At 67.0% G+C, this 22,627-nt stretch carries 24 protein-coding genes; 8 read left to right on the top strand and 16 right to left on the bottom strand.

The window, feature by feature from the left end; all coding sequences use genetic code 11:
* Positions 1 to 107 precede the first annotated feature (107 nt).
* The gene (locus WDM86_10395) at positions 108 to 2,063 is read right to left on the bottom strand and encodes a protein meaA (protein ID MEI9990439.1); all 1,956 of its coding nucleotides are present in this window, start codon (positions 2,061 to 2,063) and stop codon (positions 108 to 110) included.
* Between the two features lie 79 nt (positions 2,064 to 2,142).
* Between WDM86_10395 and WDM86_10390 the strand changes: the two genes are divergently transcribed.
* Positions 2,143 to 3,030 (top strand): DUF1684 domain-containing protein, encoded by an 888-nt coding sequence (locus tag WDM86_10390; protein ID MEI9990438.1) that lies wholly within the window; start codon positions 2,143 to 2,145, stop codon positions 3,028 to 3,030.
* A gap of 15 nt (positions 3,031 to 3,045) precedes the next feature.
* On the top strand, positions 3,046 to 4,335 hold the full coding sequence (locus tag WDM86_10385) for a serine hydrolase domain-containing protein (GenBank protein ID MEI9990437.1): 1,290 nt from the start codon (positions 3,046 to 3,048) through the stop codon (positions 4,333 to 4,335).
* Here the strand turns inward: WDM86_10385 and WDM86_10380 are convergent.
* Positions 4,332 to 4,772: a VOC family protein gene (locus WDM86_10380; protein MEI9990436.1), complete on the bottom strand. Its 441-nt coding sequence runs from the start codon at positions 4,770 to 4,772 to the stop codon at positions 4,332 to 4,334. The two genes, WDM86_10385 and WDM86_10380, sit on opposite strands and share 4 nt — an antisense overlap.
* Here WDM86_10380 and WDM86_10375 point away from each other — a divergent pair.
* The 4 genes from WDM86_10375 (at position 4,749) to WDM86_10360 (ending at position 8,643) form a co-directional block, all read left to right on the top strand.
* Entirely contained in the window at positions 4,749 to 5,117 is a 369-nt protein-coding gene (locus WDM86_10375; protein ID MEI9990435.1) for a hypothetical protein, read from the top strand. The genes WDM86_10380 and WDM86_10375 overlap by 24 nt on opposite strands.
* A gap of 148 nt (positions 5,118 to 5,265) precedes the next feature.
* A complete protein-coding gene (ccrA, locus tag WDM86_10370; GenBank protein ID MEI9990434.1) occupies positions 5,266 to 6,543 on the top strand; it encodes a crotonyl-CoA carboxylase/reductase in 1,278 nt (425 codons plus the stop codon).
* 106 nt (positions 6,544 to 6,649) lie between these two features.
* A complete protein-coding gene (locus WDM86_10365) occupies positions 6,650 to 8,317 on the top strand; it encodes an acyl-CoA dehydrogenase family protein (protein ID MEI9990433.1) in 1,668 nt (555 codons plus the stop codon).
* A complete protein-coding gene (locus WDM86_10360) occupies positions 8,317 to 8,643 on the top strand; it encodes a phosphoribosyl-ATP diphosphatase (GenBank protein ID MEI9990432.1) in 327 nt (108 codons plus the stop codon). Before WDM86_10365 ends, WDM86_10360 begins: the two co-directional genes overlap by 1 nt.
* A 3-nt stretch (positions 8,644 to 8,646) precedes the next feature.
* Here the strand turns inward: WDM86_10360 and WDM86_10355 are convergent, their stop codons facing one another.
* The 13 genes from WDM86_10355 to WDM86_10295 form a co-directional block, all read right to left on the bottom strand.
* Positions 8,647 to 8,988, bottom strand: coding sequence for a helix-turn-helix transcriptional regulator (locus tag WDM86_10355; protein MEI9990431.1), 342 nt, complete (start codon positions 8,986 to 8,988; stop codon positions 8,647 to 8,649).
* A gap of 149 nt (positions 8,989 to 9,137) precedes the next feature.
* Positions 9,138 to 10,694 (bottom strand): apolipoprotein N-acyltransferase, encoded by a 1,557-nt coding sequence (gene lnt / locus WDM86_10350; GenBank protein ID MEI9990430.1) that lies wholly within the window; start codon positions 10,692 to 10,694, stop codon positions 9,138 to 9,140.
* The gene (locus WDM86_10345; protein MEI9990429.1) at positions 10,691 to 11,608 is read right to left on the bottom strand and encodes a hemolysin family protein; all 918 of its coding nucleotides are present in this window, start codon (positions 11,606 to 11,608) and stop codon (positions 10,691 to 10,693) included. The genes lnt and WDM86_10345 overlap by 4 nt, the downstream gene beginning before the upstream one ends.
* The gene (gene ybeY / locus WDM86_10340; GenBank protein MEI9990428.1) at positions 11,608 to 12,072 is read right to left on the bottom strand and encodes an rRNA maturation RNase YbeY; all 465 of its coding nucleotides are present in this window, start codon (positions 12,070 to 12,072) and stop codon (positions 11,608 to 11,610) included. Before ybeY ends, WDM86_10345 begins: the two co-directional genes overlap by 1 nt.
* Positions 12,069 to 13,061, bottom strand: coding sequence for a PhoH family protein (locus tag WDM86_10335; GenBank protein MEI9990427.1), 993 nt, complete (start codon positions 13,059 to 13,061; stop codon positions 12,069 to 12,071). The genes ybeY and WDM86_10335 overlap by 4 nt, the downstream gene beginning before the upstream one ends.
* The gene (gene miaB, locus WDM86_10330; protein ID MEI9990426.1) at positions 13,058 to 14,392 is read right to left on the bottom strand and encodes a tRNA (N6-isopentenyl adenosine(37)-C2)-methylthiotransferase MiaB; all 1,335 of its coding nucleotides are present in this window, start codon (positions 14,390 to 14,392) and stop codon (positions 13,058 to 13,060) included. The genes WDM86_10335 and miaB overlap by 4 nt, the downstream gene beginning before the upstream one ends.
* Positions 14,393 to 14,411: 19 nt before the next feature.
* Positions 14,412 to 15,272, bottom strand: coding sequence for a lysophospholipid acyltransferase family protein (locus WDM86_10325; protein ID MEI9990425.1), 861 nt, complete (start codon positions 15,270 to 15,272; stop codon positions 14,412 to 14,414).
* Positions 15,272 to 15,691, bottom strand: a complete 420-nt coding sequence (locus tag WDM86_10320) for a Fur family transcriptional regulator (GenBank protein ID MEI9990424.1) — start codon at positions 15,689 to 15,691, stop codon at positions 15,272 to 15,274. The genes WDM86_10325 and WDM86_10320 overlap by 1 nt, the downstream gene beginning before the upstream one ends.
* A 33-nt stretch (positions 15,692 to 15,724) precedes the next feature.
* Positions 15,725 to 16,192: a GNAT family N-acetyltransferase gene (locus WDM86_10315; protein ID MEI9990423.1), complete on the bottom strand. Its 468-nt coding sequence runs from the start codon at positions 16,190 to 16,192 to the stop codon at positions 15,725 to 15,727.
* Positions 16,189 to 16,827, bottom strand: coding sequence for a tRNA (adenosine(37)-N6)-threonylcarbamoyltransferase complex dimerization subunit type 1 TsaB (gene tsaB / locus WDM86_10310; GenBank protein ID MEI9990422.1), 639 nt, complete (start codon positions 16,825 to 16,827; stop codon positions 16,189 to 16,191). Before tsaB ends, WDM86_10315 begins: the two co-directional genes overlap by 4 nt.
* On the bottom strand, positions 16,824 to 17,417 hold the full coding sequence (locus tag WDM86_10305) for a malonic semialdehyde reductase (protein MEI9990421.1): 594 nt from the start codon (positions 17,415 to 17,417) through the stop codon (positions 16,824 to 16,826). The genes tsaB and WDM86_10305 overlap by 4 nt, the downstream gene beginning before the upstream one ends.
* A 31-nt stretch (positions 17,418 to 17,448) precedes the next feature.
* The gene (locus tag WDM86_10300) at positions 17,449 to 18,012 is read right to left on the bottom strand and encodes a NifU family protein (protein MEI9990420.1); all 564 of its coding nucleotides are present in this window, start codon (positions 18,010 to 18,012) and stop codon (positions 17,449 to 17,451) included.
* Between the two features lie 66 nt (positions 18,013 to 18,078).
* Entirely contained in the window at positions 18,079 to 18,273 is a 195-nt protein-coding gene (locus tag WDM86_10295) for a DUF1674 domain-containing protein (protein ID MEI9990419.1), read from the bottom strand.
* Positions 18,274 to 18,322: 49 nt separating this feature from the next.
* Between WDM86_10295 and htpX the strand changes: the two genes are divergently transcribed.
* Positions 18,323 to 19,192, top strand: a complete 870-nt coding sequence (gene htpX, locus WDM86_10290) for a zinc metalloprotease HtpX (GenBank protein ID MEI9990418.1) — start codon at positions 18,323 to 18,325, stop codon at positions 19,190 to 19,192.
* Positions 19,189 to 20,454 carry a transcription antitermination factor NusB gene (locus tag WDM86_10285; protein ID MEI9990417.1) on the top strand — a complete coding sequence of 422 codons (1,266 nt, stop codon included), beginning with the start codon at positions 19,189 to 19,191 and terminating at the stop codon, positions 20,452 to 20,454. Before htpX ends, WDM86_10285 begins: the two co-directional genes overlap by 4 nt.
* A 12-nt stretch (positions 20,455 to 20,466) precedes the next feature.
* Here WDM86_10285 and WDM86_10280 read toward each other — a convergent pair whose 3' ends face one another.
* Positions 20,467 to 22,509, bottom strand: a complete 2,043-nt coding sequence (locus WDM86_10280; GenBank protein ID MEI9990416.1) for a hypothetical protein — start codon at positions 22,507 to 22,509, stop codon at positions 20,467 to 20,469.
* Positions 22,510 to 22,627 lie beyond the last annotated feature (118 nt).

Raw genomic sequence — 22,627 nt, 5'->3', positions numbered from 1 at the left:
ACAAAACTGTCATGGCCCGCGAATGCGGGCCACCCAGTTGACGCCTGCGCCAGCGCCGCAGATTTCACCTGGGTCCGCCGCATTCGCGGCGGATGACACCTTTATTTTTATTGCCGGACCAGCTCGACCAGGCCGTGCATGATCTGGTTGAGGTCGTAGTCCTTGGGCGAAAACACGGCGGAAATGCCGGCGGCCTTCAGCGCCGCTTCGTCCGCCTCCGGGATGATGCCGCCGGCGACCACCTTGATGTCCGAAAGTCCGGCCGCGCGCAGCTTGGCGACCACGTCGCGGGCCAGGCTGACATGGCTGCCCGACAGCACCGACAGGCCGATCAGATGGGGCCGCTTCGCCAAGGCTTCCGCAACGATATCGTCGGGGGAATAGCGGATGCCGTTGTAGATCACGTCCATCCCGGCGTCGCGGGCGCGGATCGCGATCTGTTCGGCGCCGTTGGAATGGCCGTCCAGGCCGGGCTTGGCGACCAGGAAGGTCAGCCGCCGGCCGAGCTTGATCGAGGCAGCGTCGACCTCGTCCTTGAGCTTGCCGATGCGCTCGTCATTGCGCGCCGGGGCGCTGGCCGCCACGCCGGTCGGCGCCCGGTACTCGCCGAACACTTTGCGCAGCGCTCTCGCCCATTCGCCGGTGGTGACGCCGGCCTTGGCGCAATCGATGGAGACCGCCATCAGATTGGTGTCTTCCCGCGCGGCGCGCTCCAGCGCGGCCAGCGCCGCCGCCGCCTTGCCGGCGTCGCGGCCGGCGCGCCAGGCCTTCAGCCGCGCGATCTGTTCGGCCTCGGCCGATTCGTCGACCGTCATGAAGGAGCCGTTGCCGGCGGTCAGCGGCGAGACTTCGGTCTCCTTATAGGCGTTGACGCCGACGCGGATTTCGTCGCCGCGCTCGATGGCTTCCACCCGCGCCGCGTTGGAGGCGACCAGCCGCTCCTTCATGTATTCGAGCGCCGCCTGCGTGCCGGTGCCGCCGAATTGCGCGATCCGCGCCATCTCCTCGCGGATCTGCAGCTTGAGCTGTTCGACCTTCTCGCCGATCACCTTGGAGCCGTCGAAGATGTCGCCATATTCGAGCATGTCGGTCTCGAAGGCGCCGATCTGCTGCAGGCGCAGCGACCATTGCTGGTCCCAGGGCCGCGGCAGGCCGAGCGCCTCGTTCCACGCCGGCAATTGCACCGCGCGGGCGCGCGCGTTCTTGCTGAGCGTCACGCCCAGCATGCCGAACAGCACGCGATAGACGTTGTTCTCCGGCTGCTGCTCGGTCAGGCCCAGCGAGTTCACCTGCACGCCATAGCGGAACAGCCGCTGCTTCGGATCGGTCACGCCATAGCGTTCCAGCGTGATCTCGTCCCACAGCGCCGCCATCGCGCGCAGCTTGCAGATCTCGGTGATGAATTTGACGCCGGAATTGACGAAGAAGCTCATCCGCCCGACGGCCTTGGGGAATTCCGAAAGCGGGATGGCGCCGCGCGCCTTGGCGGCGTCGAGCACCGAGACGGCGGTGGCCAGCGCGAAGGCCGCTTCCTCCACCGCGTCGGCGCCGGCTTCCTGCAGATGATAGGAGCAGAAATTGATCGGATTCCACTTCGGCATCTGCGCCGTCGTGAAGGCGATGGTGTCCGTCGTCAGGCGCAGCGCCGGCCCGGGCGGGAAGATGTAGGTGCCGCGCGCCAGATACTCCTTCACGATGTCGTTTTGCGTCGTGCCGGCAAGGCTGTCGCGGGGCGCGCCCTGCTCGTCGGCCACGGCGACATAGAGCGCCAGCATCCACGCCGCCGGCGCGTTGATCGTCATGGAGGTGTTCATGTCGGCGAGCGGCAGGCCGTCGAACAGCGCCCGCATGTCGCCGATATGGGAGACCGGCACGCCGACCTTGCCGACCTCGCCCTTGGCGATGGGATCGTCGCTGTCATAGCCGGTCTGAGTCGGCAGGTCGAAAGCGACCGACAGGCCCGTCTGGCCCTTGGCCAGATTGGTGCGATAAAGCGCATTCGACGCCTTGGCGCTTGAATGGCCGGCATAGGTGCGGAATATCCAGGGCTTGTCGCGCGACATGTCTCGGTGGTGTTGCAGAAATTGCGTGGCGGCAAGACTAGGCGAAATTTTGCTGCACTGCAAAAAGGGAGTGAAGGCGATGCGTATAGGGACGTTCATGGCGGCGCTGGCGGCCACGCTGTTCCTGGCCGCGGCGCCGGCCCCGGACAGAATCGAGACCGATTGGCGGGCCGGCATCGCCGACGCCAACAAGGCCTGGGCCGCGACCCCGCATGCGATTCTGAAGATCCAAGACGCGGCCTATCTCGGCGAGGGCCAGAGCGCGACGCTGACCGGCACCAAGGGCAAACCGGACTCGTATCACTGGGTCCAGGGCAAGGCCGGCGGCATCCTTTCGGCAACCTACCACGCCGGCCATATGAGCGCGGTGATGGGGGGCAAGACGCTCGACGACGCGGCGCTGCGCCGGGGCGTGGCGATCGACGCCGATGTCGACATTCAGGGCTTCGCGACCCAGGTCGGCGCCGGCGTGATGGGCGTTCGCATCATGCTCTACAATCAGAAGCGCGCCGACGCGCTGAGCTTCAAGGGCGTGATCTATTTTCCCTACAATCCCGCCTATCGCGTCACCGCGACGTTCGCGCCCGATCCGAAGCTGCCGCCGCGCGTCTTCCGCACCTCGCGCGGCACCGACAAGCAGTTCTTTCACGCGGGCGACGCGACCTTCAAGCTGAACGGCAAGTCCTTCACCCTGCCCTTCTATGCCGGCGACAACGATCCGGCGAAGATCGCCGAGCTGAGCGCGTTCTTCATGGACGATCTGACGGGCAAGGTGACCTATGGCGCCGGCCGCTATGTCGATGTCGACGGCTTCGGGCCGTTCCCGCCCAGGAGCGTGACCATCGACTTCAACGACGCCTATAATCCCAATTGCGCCCGCTCGGCCTTCTTCACCTGCCCGGTCGCGACGGACGCGCTCGCCACCGCCGTTCAAGCGGGCGAGAAGGATCCGCATCACGTTCACTGACCGCTGGGGGAAAGCATGCGCAGATTATTATTGGCGGCTTCCGCCATTTGGTTCTCGCTCGCGGCGGCGTGGGCCACGCCTCTGCCGCAGGCCGCGCCGGAGAGCGCCGGCTTCGATCCCGCCAGGCTGAAACTGCTCGACGCGGCGATGGACAAGGCGGTGGATGACGGCCAGGTCGCTGGTATCGAGATACTGGCGGTGCGTCACGGCAAGATCGTCGATCTGCACGGCCACGGCCTGGCCAGCATGGCGGCGGCGACGCCGATCGCGCGCGACACGATCTTCCGCATGTATTCGCAGACCAAGCCGATGACCGGCGTGGCGATGATGATCCTCTATGAAAAGGGGCTGTGGAAGCTCGACGATCCGGTGACGAAATTCATTCCGGAATTCGCCGGTCTCAAGGTGCTTGGCGCCGACGGCGCGCTGGAAGACATGAAGCATCCGCCCACCATGCGCGAGCTGATGACCCACACGGCGGGCTTCGGCTACGGATTGCGTACCGGCAATCCGGTGGACGACGCATTCCGCGCCGACAAGGTGCTGGAGTCGAACGGGCTCAAGGAGATGATCGGCCGGATCGCCAAGATCCCGCTGCTGTATCAGCCCGGCACCAAATGGTCCTACTCCGCCGCCGTCGATATCCAGGGCTATATCGTCGAGAAACTGTCGGGCGAGACGTTCGGCCAATTCCTGCGGGAGCATATTTGGGGCCCGCTCGGCATGACCGACACCGGTTTCATGGTGCCGCCGGACAAGGCGGCTCGCCTCTCCGGCGTCTATGCCAAGAACCAGCTGACCGGCGACAAGCTCTATGAGCTGACGTCGGCGATCCCGATGGTCCAGGACTTCACCAAGCCGCCGCCGATGGAATCGGGCGGCGGCGGATCGGTGTCGACGGTCGATGACTACGCGCTGTTCTGCCAGATGATGCTGAACAAGGGTGAGCTGAATGGCGTGCGTATCCTGAAGCCCGAGACGGTCACACTGATGGAGACCGACCAGATCGAGCCCGGCGTGCAGCCGTCGGACGCGACCGCCGGCCGCTCCATCGGCGGGGAGGCGATCGGTTTCGGCCTGGATTTCGCAATCACCAGGGACCCGGCGAAGATCGACAGCAAGCTGGGCGCGGGTTCGATCTGGTGGGGCGGCGCGGCCGGCACCTGGTTCTGGATCGACCCGAAGAACGATCTGTTCTTCCTCGGCATGATCCAGCGCTTCGGCACCGGCGCCGCCGGCAACGTGTCCCTGGCGACGGTATCGCAAGGCCTGCTCTACGACGCGCTGACCGATCCGAAGCGCTAGATGTTCCGCGGCGCCTTCGTGCCGGGCTCGAACAGGCCGCGGCCCGGGACGTGATTGATCTCCAGCCTTATGCCGTCGGGGTCCTCGAACAGCACGGAGTAATAGCCCGGCGCGAAATCGTCCTGTCGCGGCGGGTGCACGATCCTCGCGCCGAGCTTGACGAGAAACCCATGCGCTTCATCGACATCGGCGCGTTCGCGGGCGCGCCAGCAATGATGATGCAATCCGACGCTGCCCTGCTGGAAGCGCTGGCCCTCGTGCTCCGGCGCCGGGGCGCGGATCCCAAAACCGGTGCGCCCGCCGACGCAGTAGAAGAACCCGTTGATGTCGATAACCGGCGCCAATCCCAGGAACGGCAGGAGCTCACCATAGAACGCCCGCGCCCGGGCGAAATCGCCGGCAGTGATGACGGTGTGCGCGACGCCGTTGATCTCCATGCCCGGTTCCTTCAGCCTTCGTCCCAGTCCAGACCGCCGGCCCGCCTTGCACAAGCGATGAAATCCAAGCCTCCCACCCACGAAGATCGCAGGGCTGCCGCCAAGCGCGCCGCGCTGCGGGCGCTCAAGAAGGCGCGCAAGGCGGCCGAGACGGCGGGCGTGAAACTGTCTGACTGGGAGGGCGAGTTCCTGGGATCGGTCGAGACCCGGGTCGAGAAATACGGCCGGGCCTTCCGCGACCCGGAAAAGGGCGGCCCCGGCACGTCGCTTTCGCTGCGCCAGGCGTTAAAGCTCAAGGAAATCGCGGGAAAGGCCGCGGGCAAGAAGGGCTGGTCGCGGCGCTAAGGCGCGGTGCTCGGTAACTTTATTGCCGAATTGCCACAACGACGGTGCATTTATGACAACCCCTGTTGCAATGCAGCAGAGAATTGGGGCCTAATCCCCGCCAATTGTGCAGCCGCAACAAGACGGCCGAGGGGAAGAGGATCAACACATGTCGCAGCACTCCGTGCCGCAGCTTGAAGTCTACAAGGACCTTTACGAGATCGGCGAGATTCCGCCGCTCGGCCATGTGCCGGCGAAGATGTACGCCTGGACGATCCGCAAGGAGCGCCATGGCGAGCCCGAGAAATCCTTCCAGATCGAGGTCGTGCCCACCTGGCCGCTCGACAGCCACGACGTGCTGATCCTCGTGATGGCGGCGGGGGTGAACTACAACGGCGTCTGGGCGGGCCTCGGCACGCCGATCTCGCCGATCGACGGCCACAAGAACCCCTATCACATCGCCGGCTCCGACGCGTCCGGCATCGTGTGGGCGGTCGGCTCCAAGGTGAAGCGCTGGAAGGTCGGCGACGAGATCGTCGTGCATTGCAATCAGGACGACGGCGACGACGAGGAATGCAATGGCGGCGATCCGATGTTCTCGCCCAGCCAGCGCATCTGGGGCTATGAGACGCCGGACGGTTCCTTCGCGCAATTCGCCCGCGTGCAGGACCGCCAATTGATGGAGCGGCCCAAGCACCTGACCTGGGAAGAATCGGCCTGCTACACGCTGACGCTCGCCACGACCTATCGGATGTTCTTCGGCCATCGTCCGCACATCCTGCGCCCCGGCCACAATGTGCTGGTGTGGGGCGCCAGCGGCGGCTTGGGCTCCTTCGCCATCCAGCTCTGCGCCGTCAGCGGCGCCAACGCCATCGGCGTGATCAGCGACGAGACCAAGCGCGAATTCGTCCTGTCGCTCGGTGCCAAGGGTGTCATCAACCGCAAGGATTTCAACTGCTGGGGCGCGATGCCCAAGGTCAACACGCCCGAATACGATTCCTGGACGAAGGAGGCGCGCAAATTCGGCAAGGCGATCTGGGACATCACAGGCAAGGGCAACGATGTCGACATGGTGTTCGAGCATCCGGGCGAATCGACCTTCCCGGTGTCGTGCCTCGTGGTAAAGCGCGGCGGCATGGTCGTGTTCTGCGCCGGCACCACCGGCTACAACATCACCTTCGACGCGCGCTATGTGTGGATGCGGCAGAAGCGCATCCAGGGCTCGCATTTTGCCAACCTGCTCCAGGCCTCGCAGGCGAACCGTCTTGTCGTCGAGCGTCGCATCGATCCGTGCATGTCCGAGGTGTTCTCCTGGGCCGATATCCCGCGCGCCCACACCAAGATGTGGAAGAACGAGCACCTGCCGGGCAACATGGCGGTGCTGGTGAACGCCCAGCGCACGGGCCTGCGCACCTTCGAGGACGTGCTGGACGCGCAGAAGGACTGAGCGCCGGCCCGGATTTGTTGCCACGTATCGCAATCGGGCGTCCCATGATGCATCGCATCGGGGAGTCCGATAAGCTCAACCGATCGAAATTCGGAAGACGATTTGCATGTTCCCGCTCAGCGTTCCCCATCTGTTGGCCAAATGCGAAGAGGCGGCATTTTCCGCCGAGGGCCTGCTGGCCGCCGCCAAGGATTCGGTCGGCCGGCTCGTGACGGTCGACGGGAAGATCTCGGCCGAGGCGCTCGACCGCGAACAGCGCGCGACGCACGGCCTTGCGTGGCTCGCAACCTATGTCGAGGCGCTGCGCCAGATGGCGCGCTGGGGCCGTCATCTCGAGCACGACAAGAAATTCGGCGAGATCGAACAGCTCCTGCTGCTCGCCGGTTTCGCGGAATATCTTTCCCAGATCGCCGGCGGCATCCAGATGAGCCAGAACGAAATCGCGCGGCCCTTCGATCTCGGTCTCGACGATACCAACGCGGCCGAGTTCTGGACGCCGACGGTGCGCGAGCTTGCCACGCTCGGCGGCCGGCCCGAGATCCGCGGTGCCATCGCGGAGCACATGGCGAAACATGCCGGCGCGATGTTCATCGGCGATCCGGGCCTCGACGACACGATGGGCCTGATCCGCGAGCAGTTCTTCCGCTTCGCGCAGGACAAGGTCGCGCCCTTCGCGCATCAATGGCACCTGAAGGACGAGTTGATCCCGCTCTCGGTGATCACCGAGCTCAGCGATCTGGGCGTCTTCGGCCTGACGATCCCGGAGGAATTCGGCGGCGCCGGCCTTTCCAAGACCGCGATGTGCGTGGTGTCGGAGGAGCTCAGCCGCGGCTATATCGGCGTCGGCTCGCTTGCGACCCGGTCGGAGATCGCCGCCGAGCTGATCCTGACCGGCGGCACCAAGGACCAGCGCAAGCACTGGCTGCCGCTGATTGCCAGCGGCGCGAAGCTGCCGACCGCGGTGTTCACCGAACCGTCGGGCGGCTCCGATGTCGCGGCGTTGAAGACGCGCGCGGTGAAGGACGGCGAGGTCTACAAGATCTACGGCAACAAGACCTGGATCACCCATGCGGCGCGCGCCGACATGATGACTCTCCTGGTACGGACCAATCCCGAGAAGCCGGGCTATCGCGGCCTCTCCATGTTCCTGGCCGAGAAGCCGCGCGGCACGGAGAGGGAAACCTTCCCCGCGCCCGGCATGAGCGGTGGCGAGATCGGTGTGCTCGGCTATCGCGGGATGAAGGAATACGAGATCGGCTTCGACGGCTTCGAAGTGCCGGCGAAGGATCTGCTCGGCCGCGAGGAAGGCCAGGGCTTCAAGCAATTGATGCAGACCTTCGAGGCGGCGCGCATCCAGACCGCGGCGCGCGCGGTCGGCGTGGCGCTGTGCGCGATGGACCTCGGCGTGCGCTATGCGCTGGAGCGCCAGCAATTCGGCCAGTCGCTCATGGAATTCCCGCGCGTGCGCGACAAGCTCGCCATGATGGCGGTCGAGATCACCATCACGCGCCAGCTCAGCTATTACGCCGCGCGCGAGAAGGACGAGGGGCGGCGCTGCGATCTGGAAGCCGGCATGGCCAAGCTGCTCGGCGCGCGGGTCGCCTGGGCCTGCGCCGACAATGCGTTGCAGATCCATGGCGGCAACGGCTTCGCGCTGGAATATCCGATCAGCCGCGTGTTGTGCGACGCGCGCATCCTCAACATCTTCGAGGGCGCGGCCGAGATCCAGGCCAATGTCATCGCGCGGCGGCTTCTGGAAGACAGGACGAATTAGTGGCGAGCCATCCGATCGACAAGCTGTTCGCGACCATCGCTTCGCGCAAGGGCGGCGATCCGGCGACGTCCTATACGGCGGCTCTTCTCACCGAGGGCGTTGCAAAATGCGCCAAGAAATTCGGCGAGGAAGCGGTCGAAGCGGTGATCGCGGCCGCGACGAAGGATAAAAAGGCCCTCACGTCGGAATCGGCCGATGTGCTCTATCACCTGCTCGTGCTGTGGGCCGCGAGCGGCATCACGCCGGACGACGTGTATGCCGCGCTGGCCGCGCGCGAAGGCACATCGGGCCTCGCCGAAAAGGCCGCGCGCGCGACGAAGCCCTGAACGTCAGTCGTGCGGTTCCTCGGCCATCTGCTTGACGAGATCGAGCACGCGCTTGCGCAGCTTCGGATCCTTGATCTTCATGAACGCAAGGCTGAGCTGAAGCCCTTCGCCGCTGGAGACGAACTCCATCACCGGCGGCGATGTCTCGCCTTCCGCGAAGCCGCCGCCCGCCTGCTGGCCGATCACGCCCTCGTAGAAATAGTCGATCGGCACGCCGAGTATGCGCGAGACTTCGAACAGGCGGCCCGCGCCGATGCGGTTCACGCCTTTCTCGTATTTCTGGACTTGCTGAAAAGTGAGACCGAGCAACTCGCCCAGCCGTTCCTGACTCATGCCGATCAGCATGCGTCGCAAGCGGACGCGATTTCCCACCTGCCCGTCTATCGGGTTTGCTTGTTTCTTTGGCACGGTAATTACACAACGCTCCGTTTCAATCCGGCCCGAGGTGGCACCGGCAGGTTAAAGAATTGATTCAAACACTTATGTTCGAAACCCTAACGGCGGGAAAGCGCCATGGGAAGGGCGGCGCAGAGGATCAGCAGGAGAAAAAATACCAGATCGGCGAAGCGTGCATAGGGCGTCGGCCCGTCAGCCTTGGGTAGAAGCGCGTCGACGATACCCGTCCGGTCGAGTCCCAGCCGCGCGATGATCCGGCCTTGGGCATCGACGACGGCGGAGATTCCAGTGTTGGCGGCGCGTGCCAGCGGCAGTCCCTCCTCGATGGCGCGCACGCGCGCCGCCAGAAGATGCTGCGCCGGACCGGCCCAGGGACCGAACCACGAATCGTCGGTCACGTTTAAAATCCACATTGGCCGCGGCGCGGCCACCACGGCCGATGGAAACAAAATCTCGTAACAGATCAACGGACTCGCCGGCGGCGCGCCGGGAATATCGAGTGTGTGCGGACCATCTCCGGCCGAAAAACTTCCCGGAAAGCCGACCAGTTTGGTGATCCCCAGATAGCGCAACCAGGATTCGAGCGGCAGATATTCTCCGAACGGCACCAGATGGAATTTGTCGTAGGTCGCGATGCGCGCGCCGCCGGCGCCGAAGACAAAGAGGCTGTTGAAGAACCGGCGCTCGCCGTTCGCGTCGGCGTCTTCGCGCTGATTGCCCGTCACCAGGACGCGGTTGCCACCGGTAAGTTCGGCAATTTGCGCGAGCGCGTCGGGACTGCGCTGCAGTAGAACCGGCGGCGCCGCCTCCGGCCAAATAATGACGCCGGGTGTTGCACCACCGGGCCGCGTACTCAACTCCATCAGCCGCTGCCAGTTGCGCGCGACGAGGTGGCGTACGTATTTTTCGTCCTGCGGAATGTTGGGCTGCACCAGCCGCAGATGGACGTTCGCGACGAAGCTCGTCGGCGTGGTCCAGAGCCGCGCCGTGCCGCCGAGCCACAGCGCGGCGAACAGCGCGACCGCGGCGACGGGAAGACCCAGACGCGGACGCGGCGCTTCGAACAATTCCGCCAGCGACGCGCCGAAAAACACCGTCAACAGCGACAAACCATAGGCGCCGAAAAACGCCGTGCTCTGCAGAATCGCGAGCGACGCGCCCCAGCCATAGGCCGGCAGGTTCCAGGGCAGCCCCGTCAGCACATGGCCGCGCAGCCATTCCGCCGCCGCGTAACAGACGGTGAGAATAAAAATTCTGGGCCGGCCCGGCCGCCACGCCGCCATCGCCGCCGCGCAGGCCGCCGCCGCGAACAAAGCGAGGCCACCGGGAAACAGGATCGCGACGAACGGAATCTGCCAGGCATGTTCGATCGGATCGACGAGGAAGGGATAGAAGATCCAGTGCATGCCGACGAGGAACTGGCCGAAGCCGAAACCCCAGCCGATCGCCGCGGCCCCCCACACCGGACGCCTGCGCGGCGCAGCGCCGTCCAGCAACAGCACAAGCGCGGCCAAACCCAGCAGCATCGCTGGAAAGATCCCGAGCGGCGCGAAACCGAGTGCATAGAATCCGCCGGCGACGATCGATGCGAGAAGCGCGCGCCAGCCGGTCAGCGCGCGGAAGAAATTTCCGATGCGCGACAGGGCCGCGATCACAAAGGCTTTCCATCCGCCGGCCCGGCGGGCGGCGGCGCCGGCGCGCGGATGCGCAGGCGCTTCACGCGCCTGGGATCGGCCTCCAGCACCTCGAATTCATAGCCCGAGGGATGCGCCACGATCTCGCCGCGCTGCGGCACGCGCCCCAGCAGCGAGACCACGAGGCCGCCCAGCGTATCGATCTCCTGGTCCGCGTCTTCCGGCGCCAGCGCGATGCCGGTCTGGGTGCGGAAATCCTCCAGATCGACGCGCGCGTCCGCGACGTAGAGGCCGTCCTCGATCTTGCGCACCTGCGAGTCGTCTTCATCGTGCTCGTCGGCGATGTCGCCGACGATTTCCTCGATGATGTCCTCGATCGTGACGAGGCCGTCGGTGCCGCCATATTCGTCGATCACCAAGGCGAGGTGGGAATGCGCCGTCTGCATCTTGAGCAGAAGATCGACCAGCGGCATCGACGGCGGCACGAACAGGATATCGCGCTTGAACTGCGCGATCGAACCGCTCTTCCACTGGAAGCTGCCATCGGGCTGGGCTTCGAGAAAGGCTAGAATATCCTTGATGTGGACGAGGCCGATCGGGTCGTCGAGCGTCTCGTGATAGACCGGCAGGCGCGAATGCTGCACGTCGCGGAACAGCGCGACGATGTCGGTGAGCGAGGTGTCCTCGGAAATCGCGACGATGTCGGCGCGCGGGATCATCACGTCGCTGACGCGCAATTCGCCGAATTTGAGCAGGTTGGCAAGCATCCGCCGCTCGGGCGCGGAAAGCTGGGTGCTGTGGCGGTCGCTTTCCTCGATGGCCTCCTCGATGCTCTCGCGCATCTGCGTGGTGGAATCGTCGCCGCGCAGGAAGGCACCGATCCGGCGCAGGAGCGAGGGCGACCTTCCGTCGCCGTCATGGGCGGCCTCGCTCATCACGCGGCCTCCGTCCGATAGGGATCGGCGATGCCGAGCTCGGCCAGGATGCGGGTCTCCAGCGGCTCCATTTCCTTGGCCTGGCGCTCGGTGACGTGATCGAAGCCCAGAAGATGCAGCACGCCATGGACGACGAGATGCGTCGCGTGATCGGCGAGGCGCTTGCCCGCGGCGCGTGCCTCTTCTCTTGTCGTCTCATAGGCGAGCGCGACATCGCCGATATAGCCTTCGGCGTTGGCCGGCGCGGGGAAGGACAGCACGTTGGTCGGCTTGTCCTTGCCGCGGAAATCGCGGTTGAGCGTCTTGAGCCGCGCGTCGTCGCTGAGCAGCACCGTCAGCGCGGCTTTACGCGGCGCATCGCCCCGCCGCAGCGCGCGCAGCGCCGCGGTCTCGAGCCGCGCCGACAGGCCGCGGACCTTGCGCCAGCGGGTATCGCCGAACTGCAGATGGACGGAAAACGTCACGGACCGGTCTTCTGGGCGTCGGCGCGATTATAGGCGGCGACGATCCGCGTGACGAGGGCGTGGCGGACCACGTCCTTTTCCGCGAAATGCGCCACCGCCGCGCCTTCCACGCCGCTCAGGATGCGCAGCGCCTCGTTCAGCCCGTCGGCGCGGCCGCCCGGAAGGTCGCTCTGCGACGGATCGCCGGTCACCACCATGCGCGAATCCTCGCCGAGGCGGGTCAGGAACATCTTCATTTGGGCCGAGGTCACGTTCTGCGCCTCGTCCAGGATGACGAAGGCGCGCGTCAGCGTGCGTCCGCGCATGAAAGCGAGCGGCGCCACTTCGATCGTGCCCATCTCCATCAGCTTCTGGGTGCGCTCGCCGAGCACGTCGAACAGCGCGTCGTAAAGCGGGCGCAGATAAGGATCGATCTTCTCCTTGAGGTCGCCGGGGAGGAAGCCGAGCCGTTCGCCGGCCTCCAGTGCGGGGCGCGACAGGATCAGGCGCTCGACCTGGCGCTCGTGCAGCAGATGCGCGCCGAAGGCGGCGGCGAGATAGGTCTTGCCGGTGCCGGCCGGTCCAACGCCGAACACCAGCGGGTGCGTGCGCATCAGGTCGAGATAGGCCGCCTGGGCCGGCGTGCGCGCCCGCGTGACCTTGCCCGAGGCGGTGCGGATCGCCTGCGCGCCGAAGGAATTGCCGACGAGCCCCGCCGACTTTTCCGCCGCGAAGCGGATCTCGGCATCGACATCGGCGGCGGTGCAGCCGTCGCCCGCCTCGATGCGGGCATAGAGTCCGCGCAGTACGGTGGCGGCGCGCTCGCGCATGTCGGCGTCGCCCTCGATCGCCACGAGATTTCCGCGCGTCGCGATGCGCACGCCGAGCTTCTGCTCCAGGCGCACGAAATTGCGCTCATGCCCGCCGGCCAGCGCCGCGAGCAGGCCGTTGTCGGAAAATTCGAGCGTCACCTGCTCCTTCGCCGCGCGCTTGGTCTTCGCCGCACTCAATGCGCCGCCACCTTTTCGCGCGAGAGGCTTCCCTTCAGGCTGTTGGGATAGACGGCATCGATGCGCACCAGGCGGATCGCGCCGATCAGATCGGCGGCGCCCTCGACATGCACCGCCTGCAGATAGGGACTGCGCCCGATCGCCTGGCCGGTCTGGCGGCCGGGCTTCTCGAACAGCACGTCCATCATGCGGCCCTGGCAGGATCGCTTGAACGCATCCTGCTGCTCCAGCAAAAGCGTATTCAGCGTTTGCAGGCGCGCGTCCTTGATATCGTCGGGAATGTGCTTGCGCGCGGCGGCGGCCGGCGTGCCGGGACGCGGGCTGTATTTGAAGGAGAAGGCGCTCGCATAACCCACGTCGCGCACCAGATCGAGCGTCGCTTCGAAATCCTTGTCGCTTTCGCCCGGGAAGCCGACGATGAAGTCCGACGACAGCGCGATATCGGGCCGCGCGTGGCGGATGCGCTCCGCCAGGCGGCGATAGTCGTCGGCGGTGTGCTGGCGGTTCATCGCGGCCAGGATCGCATCGGAGCCCGACTGCACCGGCAGGTGCAGATAAGGCATCAAGGCTTCGATGTCGCCATGCGCGGCGATGAGGTCCCCGCCCATGTCGCGCGGATGGCTCGTGGTGTAGCGCAGGCGCGCGAGGCCTTCGACGCGCGACAGCCGGTCGAGCAGCCGCGCCAGCGACCACGCCTTGCCGTCCGGTCCCTCGCCGCAAAAGGCGTTGACGTTCTGGCCGAGCAGCGTGATCTCGCGCACGCCCCGCGCGGCAAGCCCGCGCGCTTCTTCGACTATTTGCGCCACCGGCCGCGAATATTCTGACCCGCGCGTATAGGGCACGACGCAGAAGGTGCAGAACTTGTCGCAACCTTCCTGCACGGTGAGGAAGGCCGTGACGCCCGGCGCCGCCGCGTCCGCCGACAGCGCATCGAATTTTTCGAGGGCGGGAAAATCGGTTTCCAGCGCGTGGCCGCCGGCGCGCGTGATCCTGGCGATCATCTCGGGCAGGCGGTGATAGGCCTGCGGGCCGACCACGATGTCGACCTGCGGCGCCCGCGCCACGATCTCCGCGCCTTCCGCCTGGGCGACGCAGCCGGCGACCGCGATGGTCAGGCCGCGCTCGTCCTTGATCTTCTTCAGGCGCCCGAGCTCGGAATAGACCTTCTCCGCCGCCTTCTCGCGGATGTGGCAGGTGTTGAGGATCACCATGTCGGCGTCCTCCGCCGACTCCGCCGGGCCATAGCCGATCGGCGCCAGCAACGCCGCCATCCTGGCGGAGTCGTAGACGTTCATCTGGCAGCCATAAGTCTTGACGAAAAGCTTCTTCATGAGGGCTGCGGTTATACGGTCACGCCACGGCCGGCGCCAGCACGGGCGCGGCGGCCGGCACGGGCGCCGCCTCCGCCGGCGTCTGCCCGCTCAGCCCGGCCAGGGCGCGCGTCTGGCCGCGCCGCACGATCGCTTCGGTCTTTGCCGCCAAGGCCTTGCGCCCGCCGGCCTCGTCGACATCGATGGGCGGATGGAACTCGACGATGACGTCGATCGGCCCGGTCACCAGGGCTTCCCAGAGGTGCGGCACGAGCTCCATGTCGCCATACCAGGCGAAAAGCGGGCGGTTTTCGCGGCCCATCGGGATGCCGTGCAGCCCGACATAGGCGGTGGAAATCGGCTGGACCCGGGCGGCGCGGCTGCCGCCCTTGCCGTCCGAGACCCGCGCCTCGACCGCGCCCATCAGGGCGCTCTTGAAGGGCAGGACCTGGTTGCCGTCGGCGGAGGTGCCTTCGGGGAACAGGATCAGCGTGTCCCCGGCCAGGAGGCGGTCGCGGATTTCGTCTCGCGCCGCGCCTGTCGCCTGGCGCCGCGCCCGCTCCACGAACACGGTGCGCTGCAGCCTGGCCAGGGTCGAGAACAGCGGCCAGGTCGCGACCTCCGATTTGGCGATGAACGACACCTTCCCGAGGGCGGAGAAGATGATGATGTCGAGCCAGGAGGTGTGGTTGGCGACCACCAGCACGCCCTCGTCCAGCACCGATTTGCCGATGGTGTGGATGCGGATGCCGAACAGCTTCGCCATGAAGCGGTGATAGCGCCAGGGAAACGTCTTCGCCGCCTTGCGGCCGAAGCGCAGATTGAAGCTCTGATACGGGATCAGGAGCAGGGTCACGGTCAGGAAGACGGTGACGATGACATAGGCGCGCAGCGTCGACATCAGCGCGGCTTCTTGGCGCCCTTCGGCACGCCATAGAGTTCGAGCCGGTGGTCGACCAGTTCGAAGCCGAGTTCCTCGGCGACGCGGCGCTGGAGCTTCTCGATGTCCTCGTTGCGGAATTCGATGACGCTGCCGGTCTGCACGTCGATCAGGTGGTCGTGATGCGATTCCGGCGCCTCCTCATAGCGCGAGCGGCCGTCGCGGAAATCGTGGCGCTCCAGGATGCCGGCATCCTCGAACAGCTTCACGGTGCGATAGACCGTGGCGATGGAGATATGCGGATCGAGCGCCGAGGCGCGGCGGTACATTTCCTCGGCATCGGGGTGGTCGGCCGCCTCCGACAGCACGCGCGCGATGATGCGGCGCTGCTCGGTCATGCGAAGACCCTTCTCGGCGCAGAGTTTTTCGATGCGCGTCACGCACTAACCCGGTTGCGGAGCTTCGGCCGCAGTTTACCCAGTGGACGGGCTTTTCCCAAGGGGCGAAAGCGGGAGATTGCGACGCAAAACGAGAGCATCCTCCGGCCGGTCGCGGCCGGCGGTGTAATAGCCCTTGCGGCGTCCCGTTTCGGCAAAGCCGAGCCGGTCATACAGCGCGCGGGCGGCCCCATTGCTCGCCGCCACTTCGAGAAACAGGGCATCGGCGCCCAGGCCGAAGGCATGCTCGGCCGCGGCCTGGACCAGCGCCAGGCCGGCGCCATGGCGCCGCGCCCCGATCGCCACAGCCAAAGTGAGGATTTCGGCCTCCCCACCGGCGGCGCGCGCCATCACGAAGCCGCCGGCTCCGGCGATGACGAAGGTGCCGGGCGTCGCCAGCAGGTCCGCCATCGCCCGCGCGTTCCACGCATCCGGGAAGCATTCCGCATGGATCGCGGCCAGCGGTCCGAGGTCGGCGCCGGCGGGAAGCAGCGCGACGCTCATCGTGGCGCCGGAAGCTTCGCGTCAGGCGCCCGCAGATAAAGCGGGCGCGGCGGGACATCGCTGTCCGGCATCGCCCGCGCCAGGCGCGCGACCCATAAGGCGTCGGGCTGGCGGACGGTGGAGAGAACGCCGTTCGGCAGACGGGTCGCGGCCATCGGCGCGGCCGTCCCGGCCAGCGCGAAGCGGCCGTCGAGGCGCAGGATCGCCTGAAGCGCGTCCTCGAAGCCCAGCAGCACGGGATCGTCCATGCCGGTCGTCTGGAGATAGACCTCGTCGCGCCGGGCGTCGTGCAGGGCGGCATAGGCGGCAAGGCCGGTCTCGGCTTCCGCCTGCCGGCCCATCGCCGCCAGCGTGGTCACGCCGAGCAACGGCTTGTGCAGCGCGACGCGCAGGCCGCGCATGAAGGCAAGCCCGACCCGCTGGCCGGTGAAGGTGCCCGGTCCCGTGGTCACCGCGAGCCGGTCGAGCGCCGCGAAGCCGAGCGCCGCGTCGCGCATCGCATCCTCGACCATCGGCGCCAGCGCCTCGGCATGGCCGCGTTCCATCGGCGCGAAAACATGCGCCAGCACGTCGTCGCCGTCCAGGATGGCCACGGAACAGGCGCCGAGCGCGGTGTCGACGGCCAGCAGCTTCACAGGATCGTGCAGGCTTCGTCGAATTCCAGCCGCGGATTGCGCGGGAAGACGCCCGACGGATCGCCATGGCCGACGCCGCAGATGAAGTTCGATTTTATCCGCGTGCCGGCGAAGAATTCCTCGTCCACCTTGGCGTTGTTGAAGCCCGACATCGGCCCGCAATCGAGTCCCAGGGCGCGGGCCGCGATGATGAAATAGGCGCCTTGCAGCGTCGCATTGCGGAACGCCGTCGCCTGCTCGACGGCGGGATCGGCGAACCAGGTTTTCGCCGTGGGATCGTGCGGAAAGAGCTGCGGCAGCTTCTGCGCGAAATCCAGATCGTAGCCGATGATCGCGGTCGCCGGCGCGGAGCGGATCTTCGGCTGGTTGGCGTGCGAGGCATATTGGGCGAGCCGCTCTTTCGCCTCGGGCGTGGTCACGAAGACGAAGCGCGCCGGCGAGCAATTGGCGCTTGTCGGCCCCAGCCGCGCCAGATCGTAGACCGCCATCAGCAGCGCGGTGCTGACCGGCTTGTCGGTCCATTTGTTCTGGCTGCGCGCCGACCGGAAGATCGTGTCCAGCGCTTCGTCGTTGATGGCGTGATGGTCCATGGCGCCCGTGCTCAAAGGAATCGGGGCGAGCTTACACCGCTTCGACGGCGTTCACTTCCGGCACGTAGTGGCGCAGCATGTTCTCGATGCCATTCTTCAGCGTCATGGTCGAGGACGGGCAGCCGGCGCAGGAGCCCTGCAGGTGCAGGAACACGATGCCCGCGCCGCCGTCGAAGCCCTTATAGATGATGTCGCCGCCATCCTGTGCCACCGCCGGGCGGACGCGGGTGTCGATCAGTTCCTTGATCTGGGCCACGACCTCCGGATCGCCCTCCTCGCCGAAGGAGACGGTCTCGGCTTCTTCCGCCGTACCGGTCATCAGCGGCAGGCCGCGGGTGAAATGCTCCATGATGGCGCCGAGGATGGCGGGCTTCAGGTGCTTCCAGTCGCCGTCGCGCTTGGTGACCGAGATGAAATCGGCGCCGAAGAACACCCGGCTGACATCGGGAATGGCGAACAGGGCGGCCGCCAGCGGCGAGCGCGCGCCCGCTTCCGCCGCCGGAAAGTCGGCGACCTGGCCCTCGCCCATGACCTCGCGGCCGGGCAGGAATTTCAGCGTGACGGGGTTCGGCGTGGATTCGGTCTGGATGAACATGGGTCTGGCTCCGTGTCGCCTATGTGGACCCTGCGGGATGCGCGATCAAGATGCGCCGCAATAACCCTAAAAATCCGAGATGATTCCCTTCCGCTCCCAATCGCCATAGCGGGTCGGTTCCGGCCCGGCCCGGCCGCCCAGTTCCGCCGGTTGCTCCGTGGGCTTTTGCACCCTGCGGCGAGCTTCCGCCTCCGCATTGGCGCGTTCGCCCGCCTCCCGGATGCGCCGGGCAATCTCCGCCTTGCTGGGTTTGGACGGCATTGTCGCCTCCGCTTGACGCTGCACGGCGTCAGCTTACATCAGTCCGGCCATGAACGTCCTGCGCACCGGCCTTTTGATGGCGGCATTGACCGCCCTGTTCCTTCTTGTCGGCTTCCTGATCGGGGGCCAGGCGGGCATGGGCATCGCCTTCCTGTTCGCGGCCGGCACCAACCTGTTCGCCTATTGGAATTCGGACAAGGTCCTGCTGTCGATGTACGGCGCCCGCCCGGTCGATGCGGCGAGCGCGCCCGATCTCGTTCATCTGGTGCAGCAATTGGCGGGGCAGGCCGGCCTGCCGATGCCCAAGGTCTATATCGTCGAGAACGACCAGCCCAACGCCTTCGCGACCGGGCGCAATCCCGAGCACGCGGCGGTATGCGTGACGACCGGGCTGTTGCGGAATGTCGACCAGGAAGAGCTTGCGGGCGTGCTGGCGCATGAACTCAGCCATGTGAAGCATCGCGACACGCTGATCATGACGATCACCGCGACCATCGCCGGCGCGGTCTCGATGCTGGCCAATTTCGCGTTCTTCTTCGGCAGCGGCAACGACCGGCGCGGCGGGCTCGGCTTCGTCGGCGTGCTGCTGGTCGCGATCGTCGCCCCGTTCGCCGCCATGCTGGTGCAGATGGCGATCAGCCGCAGCCGCGAATTCGACGCCGACCGCGAAGGCGCGGAAATCTCCGGCCGGCCGCTCTGGCTGGCTTCCGCGCTGCAGAAGATCGCGCGCGTCGCCGAACGGGTCCCGAACGAAGAGGCCGAGGCGCATCCGGCGACGGCGCATATGTTCATCATCAATCCGCTGCATGGCGGCGGCTTGTCGGGCCTGTTCTCCAGCCATCCTTCGACCGAAGAGCGTGTCGCGCGGCTGCGCGCCATGGCGGGCCGGCCCGCGACGCAACCCGGTCCCTGGGCGTGAGCGACGGGCTCCCGGCGCGCGCCGCGGCCCTGGCTCTGCTGTCCGAAGTCCTGCGCAAGCGAAGGCCGCTCGACGGCGCGCTCGAATCTCTGCCGGAGATGGAATCGCGCGATGCCGGCTTTGCCCGCGTCATCGCCAGCGAGACGCTGCGGCGGCTCGGACAGATCGAAACCGTCATCCGGCATTTCGTGCCGAAGGCGCCGCAGCCGCACAAGGCGGGTCCGACGCTCGAGATCCTGTATGCCGGCGCCTGCGAACTCCTCTTTCTCGACGTGCCGGCGCATGCCGCGGTCGATGCCGCGAACCGCCTGGCGCAGGCCGACGCCAAGGCGGTGCATTTCAAGTCGCTGATCAACGCCGTGTTGCGGCGCGTGTCGCGCGAGGGCAAGGCGCTCGTTGTGGCGCAGGACGCGGCGCGGTTGAACACGCCCGACTGGCTGTGGCAGCGCTGGTGCGATGCCTATGGCGAGGCGACGGCGCGGGCCATCGCCGACGCGCATCTGTCGCGGGCGCCGATCGATATCGTCTTGAAGTCCGCCGACGTCGCGGCACCCGGCGGCGACCCCGTGTTCGACAATGTCCGCCGGCTCACGGAGAGCGGGCGGGTCGAGTCGCTGCCCGGTTTCGCGGACGGAAACTGGTGGGTGCAGGATGCCGCGGCGACCTTGCCCGCGCGGCTGTTCGGCGATGTGCGCGGCCAAACGGTGATCGATCTTTGCGCCGCGCCCGGCGGCAAGACGATGCAATTGGCGGCGGCGGGCGCGCACGTCATCGCCGTCGAGCGCGAGGCGGCGCGGCTGGAACGCATCCGCGAGAACCTGGCGCGGACCAGGCTCGACGCGACGCTTGTCCAGGCCGATGTCCGCGACTTCCGTCCCGACGCGCCGGCGCCTTTCGTCCTGCTGGATGCGCCCTGCACCGCGACCGGCACGATCCGGCGCCATCCCGAACTGCCCTGGATCAAGAGCGCCTCGGACATCTCGCTGTGCGAACAGGGCGCGACGGAATTGCTGGATGCGGCGGCACAGATGGTCGCGCCCGGCGGATTGCTGGTCTTCGCGGTATGCTCGCTGGAGCCGGAAGAGGGTGTCGAGCAGGTGCAGCACTTTCTCGAACGCGACGCGCGTTTCGCGCGGGTGCCGGTGAATCCATCCGATGTGTTTGGACGCGCGGAGTTGATCAGCCCCGAAGGCGATTTGCGCACACTGCCCTGTCACGGGATGGATGGCTTCTACGCGGCGCGTCTGCGGCGCATCGATTGAATCCCAGCGGGGCTATAGCCTTCCCAGCGCGTAAGCGACCGCGAGATAGATCTTCCCCGTATCGGCGCTGAGCATGGTCGAGGTCAGAAGCCCGCCGCCATCGCCTTCCTTGGCGCGCGCCAGCAGCGACTCGAATTCGCCGATATAGGCGTTGGCCGCCTCGCGGAAGCGCGGCTCCTCGCGATAAAGCGTGGCGATGCGGTTGACCGTGTCGTCGTCGATCGCCGCCGCAAGCTTGCGCACGAACACCGAGCGGTCGCCCGCCAGATAGCGGCGCCATTCGTCCTCGCCGGGCGCGGCCTCGGCCGTGATGCCGTCGAGATCGACCGCCATGTCGGCCAGCGCCGCCTCCAACGCGCCGAGCGCCGCGGCGCCGGCCGGCTTCAGATCGCGCTGCTCGTCCTTCTCGACCGCCGCGAGCAAGGTGCGCATTTCCCAGCCCTTGCCGGGCTCGCTTGGCGTGGCCGGCGCATCGGGCCTGGGTTTGCGCGGGCGCTGCGTCAGGCGCTTGGCCATGCCGAGCAGGCCCTCGCTTTCGGGTTGCTCCTGTGCCGCCGGTTCGACTGGCTTGCGCACCAGATTGCGCGGCACGGTGCGGGCATGGATGGTGGAGAGCGTGCGGGCCGAAAGATCGAGAATCTCCTCGGTTTCGCTGCGCACCATGTCGCGCACGCGGCGCGCTTCCTGCTGCGCGATGCCGGGAAGGGTGAGCAGGTGGTGCTGCACGTCCTCGACCGTCTTGGCCAGCGTCGTGCGGATTTCCGCGGCCTCGGCCGAGAGCTCGCCGGAGGTGCGCAGCAGGCGCTCGCATTCCGCCATCGCCTCGCCGACCAAAGCGCGGGCGTTGGTCTTGGCCTCGTTCGCGGTCTCGCCGATCAGGGTCTGGGCGCCGGCATTGGCCTGCTGCAGCGCGTTGATCATGTTGTGCAGCGTCATGTTCGCGCTGTCGCTCGCCTCTTTCAGTTTCTCGGCCTCGCGCATGAAATTGGAGGTGAGCTGCGCGGCGCGCGCCGAGGCGTTCGCCATGATGATCTCGAGGTGGCGTTCGGCATCGCCGGTGACGGTCTCGAATTTCTGCGCCTCGCCGCCCAGCGCCTGGATCGCCTGCTCCATCGAGGCGCGTTCCTTGGACAGCGCCTGCTCGAAAGACGCGCTTTCCTCTTTCAGCCGCTGCATCAGATCGTTCATGCCGGTGCGGTGGCGCTCCTGGCGGCCGAGCACGAATTCGGCGCGCGCCATCGCCGCGTCGGCGACGGATTCGATCCGCTTGGCCTGGCGATCAAGTTCGACGGCGGCGGCATGCGGCGCATCGGCGGCGGCGCCGGCGGCGGCGCGGAAGCTGGCGGCTTGCGCGTCCAGCGTCGTGCCGGCGGTCTTGAGCGCGCTCTCGGCGGATTCGATCGAGGCTTTGAGCTGTGCGGTGCGCCCGGCGACCGTCTCGGCGGCGCGCGAGGCGGATTCGCTCAACGACCCGGCGACGGATTCGATGCGCTCGCGCTCGGCGGTCAGGCGCGAGGCGACGGCCTCGCCGCGCACTTCGGCGCGCGCGCCGGCTTCATCGAGCGCGGCGATCTGGTTCTCCAGCACGGCCTCGAGGGCGCGCAGCCGGGTGAAGGCGCCGTCGAGGCCCGCGTTCAGCGCATCGAGCTCGCGCCGCACCGCGCGGCCGAGGCGGGCGGCGGTGCGCGACGCGGTCTCGTCGGCGGCGAAGAGCCGGTCGGTCGCCTCGGCGAGCGTCTGCGAGGCGACGGCCATCTGCTGCGCCCGCGCCATTGCCCAGGCGGCGGCGACGAAGAGGAGCGGCGGGATGAAGGTGGCGGCGACGAACAGCGCCAGTTCCTGGACATCGAGCCCCGCAAGGCCCCTGGGGCCGAAATAGCCCCACAGATAAGCGGCGGCCGCGCCAGCCCAGAAGGCGGAGAGCACGAAGGAGAAGGTCAGGGCGGCCATGCCGAATTTCGGCTCGGGCCGGCGGACGGCGCGCGCCTCGGCGTCTCCGATGGGCTCGGCCGTCTGGAGCAGTACGGGCTGGCTGCCCGATGCGTTGGTGGCCATTCGTCCCTCGATGAATACGCTAGGTAGCGCCGCACTTTAACCATCGAACGCCCGATTACGCGAGGGTCGCCGGAGAATTTTGCCGTTCGGCGCCCCGGGGGGGCGCGTCCGCCCATCC

It is taken from the genome of Rhizomicrobium sp. (genome assembly GCA_037200045.1).
In the GTDB taxonomy this organism is placed as follows: domain Bacteria; phylum Pseudomonadota; class Alphaproteobacteria; order Micropepsales; family Micropepsaceae; genus Rhizomicrobium.
Note: the sequence above shows the minus strand (reverse complement) of the source record. Positions and strands in the feature narration are given on the sequence as shown.

What these genes read in the sequence shown, in the direction of transcription:
- WDM86_10395 (MEI9990439.1), bottom strand. Translation starts at nt 2,063, where the DNA reads ATGTCGCGCGACAAGCCCTGGATATTCCGCACCTATGCCGGCCATTCA.
- WDM86_10390 (MEI9990438.1), top strand. Translation starts at nt 2,143, where the DNA reads ATGCGTATAGGGACGTTCATGGCGGCGCTGGCGGCCACGCTGTTCCTG.
- WDM86_10385 (MEI9990437.1), top strand. Translation starts at nt 3,046, where the DNA reads ATGCGCAGATTATTATTGGCGGCTTCCGCCATTTGGTTCTCGCTCGCG.
- WDM86_10380 (MEI9990436.1), bottom strand. Translation starts at nt 4,772, where the DNA reads ATGGAGATCAACGGCGTCGCGCACACCGTCATCACTGCCGGCGATTTC.
- ccrA (MEI9990434.1), top strand. Translation starts at nt 5,266, where the DNA reads ATGTCGCAGCACTCCGTGCCGCAGCTTGAAGTCTACAAGGACCTTTAC.
- WDM86_10365 (MEI9990433.1), top strand. Translation starts at nt 6,650, where the DNA reads ATGTTCCCGCTCAGCGTTCCCCATCTGTTGGCCAAATGCGAAGAGGCG.
- WDM86_10355 (MEI9990431.1), bottom strand. Translation starts at nt 8,988, where the DNA reads ATGCTGATCGGCATGAGTCAGGAACGGCTGGGCGAGTTGCTCGGTCTC.
- WDM86_10345 (MEI9990429.1), bottom strand. Translation starts at nt 11,608, where the DNA reads ATGAGCGAGGCCGCCCATGACGGCGACGGAAGGTCGCCCTCGCTCCTG.
- miaB (MEI9990426.1), bottom strand. Translation starts at nt 14,392, where the DNA reads ATGAAGAAGCTTTTCGTCAAGACTTATGGCTGCCAGATGAACGTCTAC.
- WDM86_10325 (MEI9990425.1), bottom strand. Translation starts at nt 15,272, where the DNA reads ATGTCGACGCTGCGCGCCTATGTCATCGTCACCGTCTTCCTGACCGTG.
- WDM86_10315 (MEI9990423.1), bottom strand. Translation starts at nt 16,192, where the DNA reads ATGAGCGTCGCGCTGCTTCCCGCCGGCGCCGACCTCGGACCGCTGGCC.
- WDM86_10305 (MEI9990421.1), bottom strand. Translation starts at nt 17,417, where the DNA reads ATGGACCATCACGCCATCAACGACGAAGCGCTGGACACGATCTTCCGG.
- WDM86_10300 (MEI9990420.1), bottom strand. Translation starts at nt 18,012, where the DNA reads ATGTTCATCCAGACCGAATCCACGCCGAACCCCGTCACGCTGAAATTC.
- WDM86_10295 (MEI9990419.1), bottom strand. Translation starts at nt 18,273, where the DNA reads ATGCCGTCCAAACCCAGCAAGGCGGAGATTGCCCGGCGCATCCGGGAG.
- htpX (MEI9990418.1), top strand. Translation starts at nt 18,323, where the DNA reads ATGAACGTCCTGCGCACCGGCCTTTTGATGGCGGCATTGACCGCCCTG.
- WDM86_10280 (MEI9990416.1), bottom strand. Translation starts at nt 22,509, where the DNA reads ATGGCCACCAACGCATCGGGCAGCCAGCCCGTACTGCTCCAGACGGCC.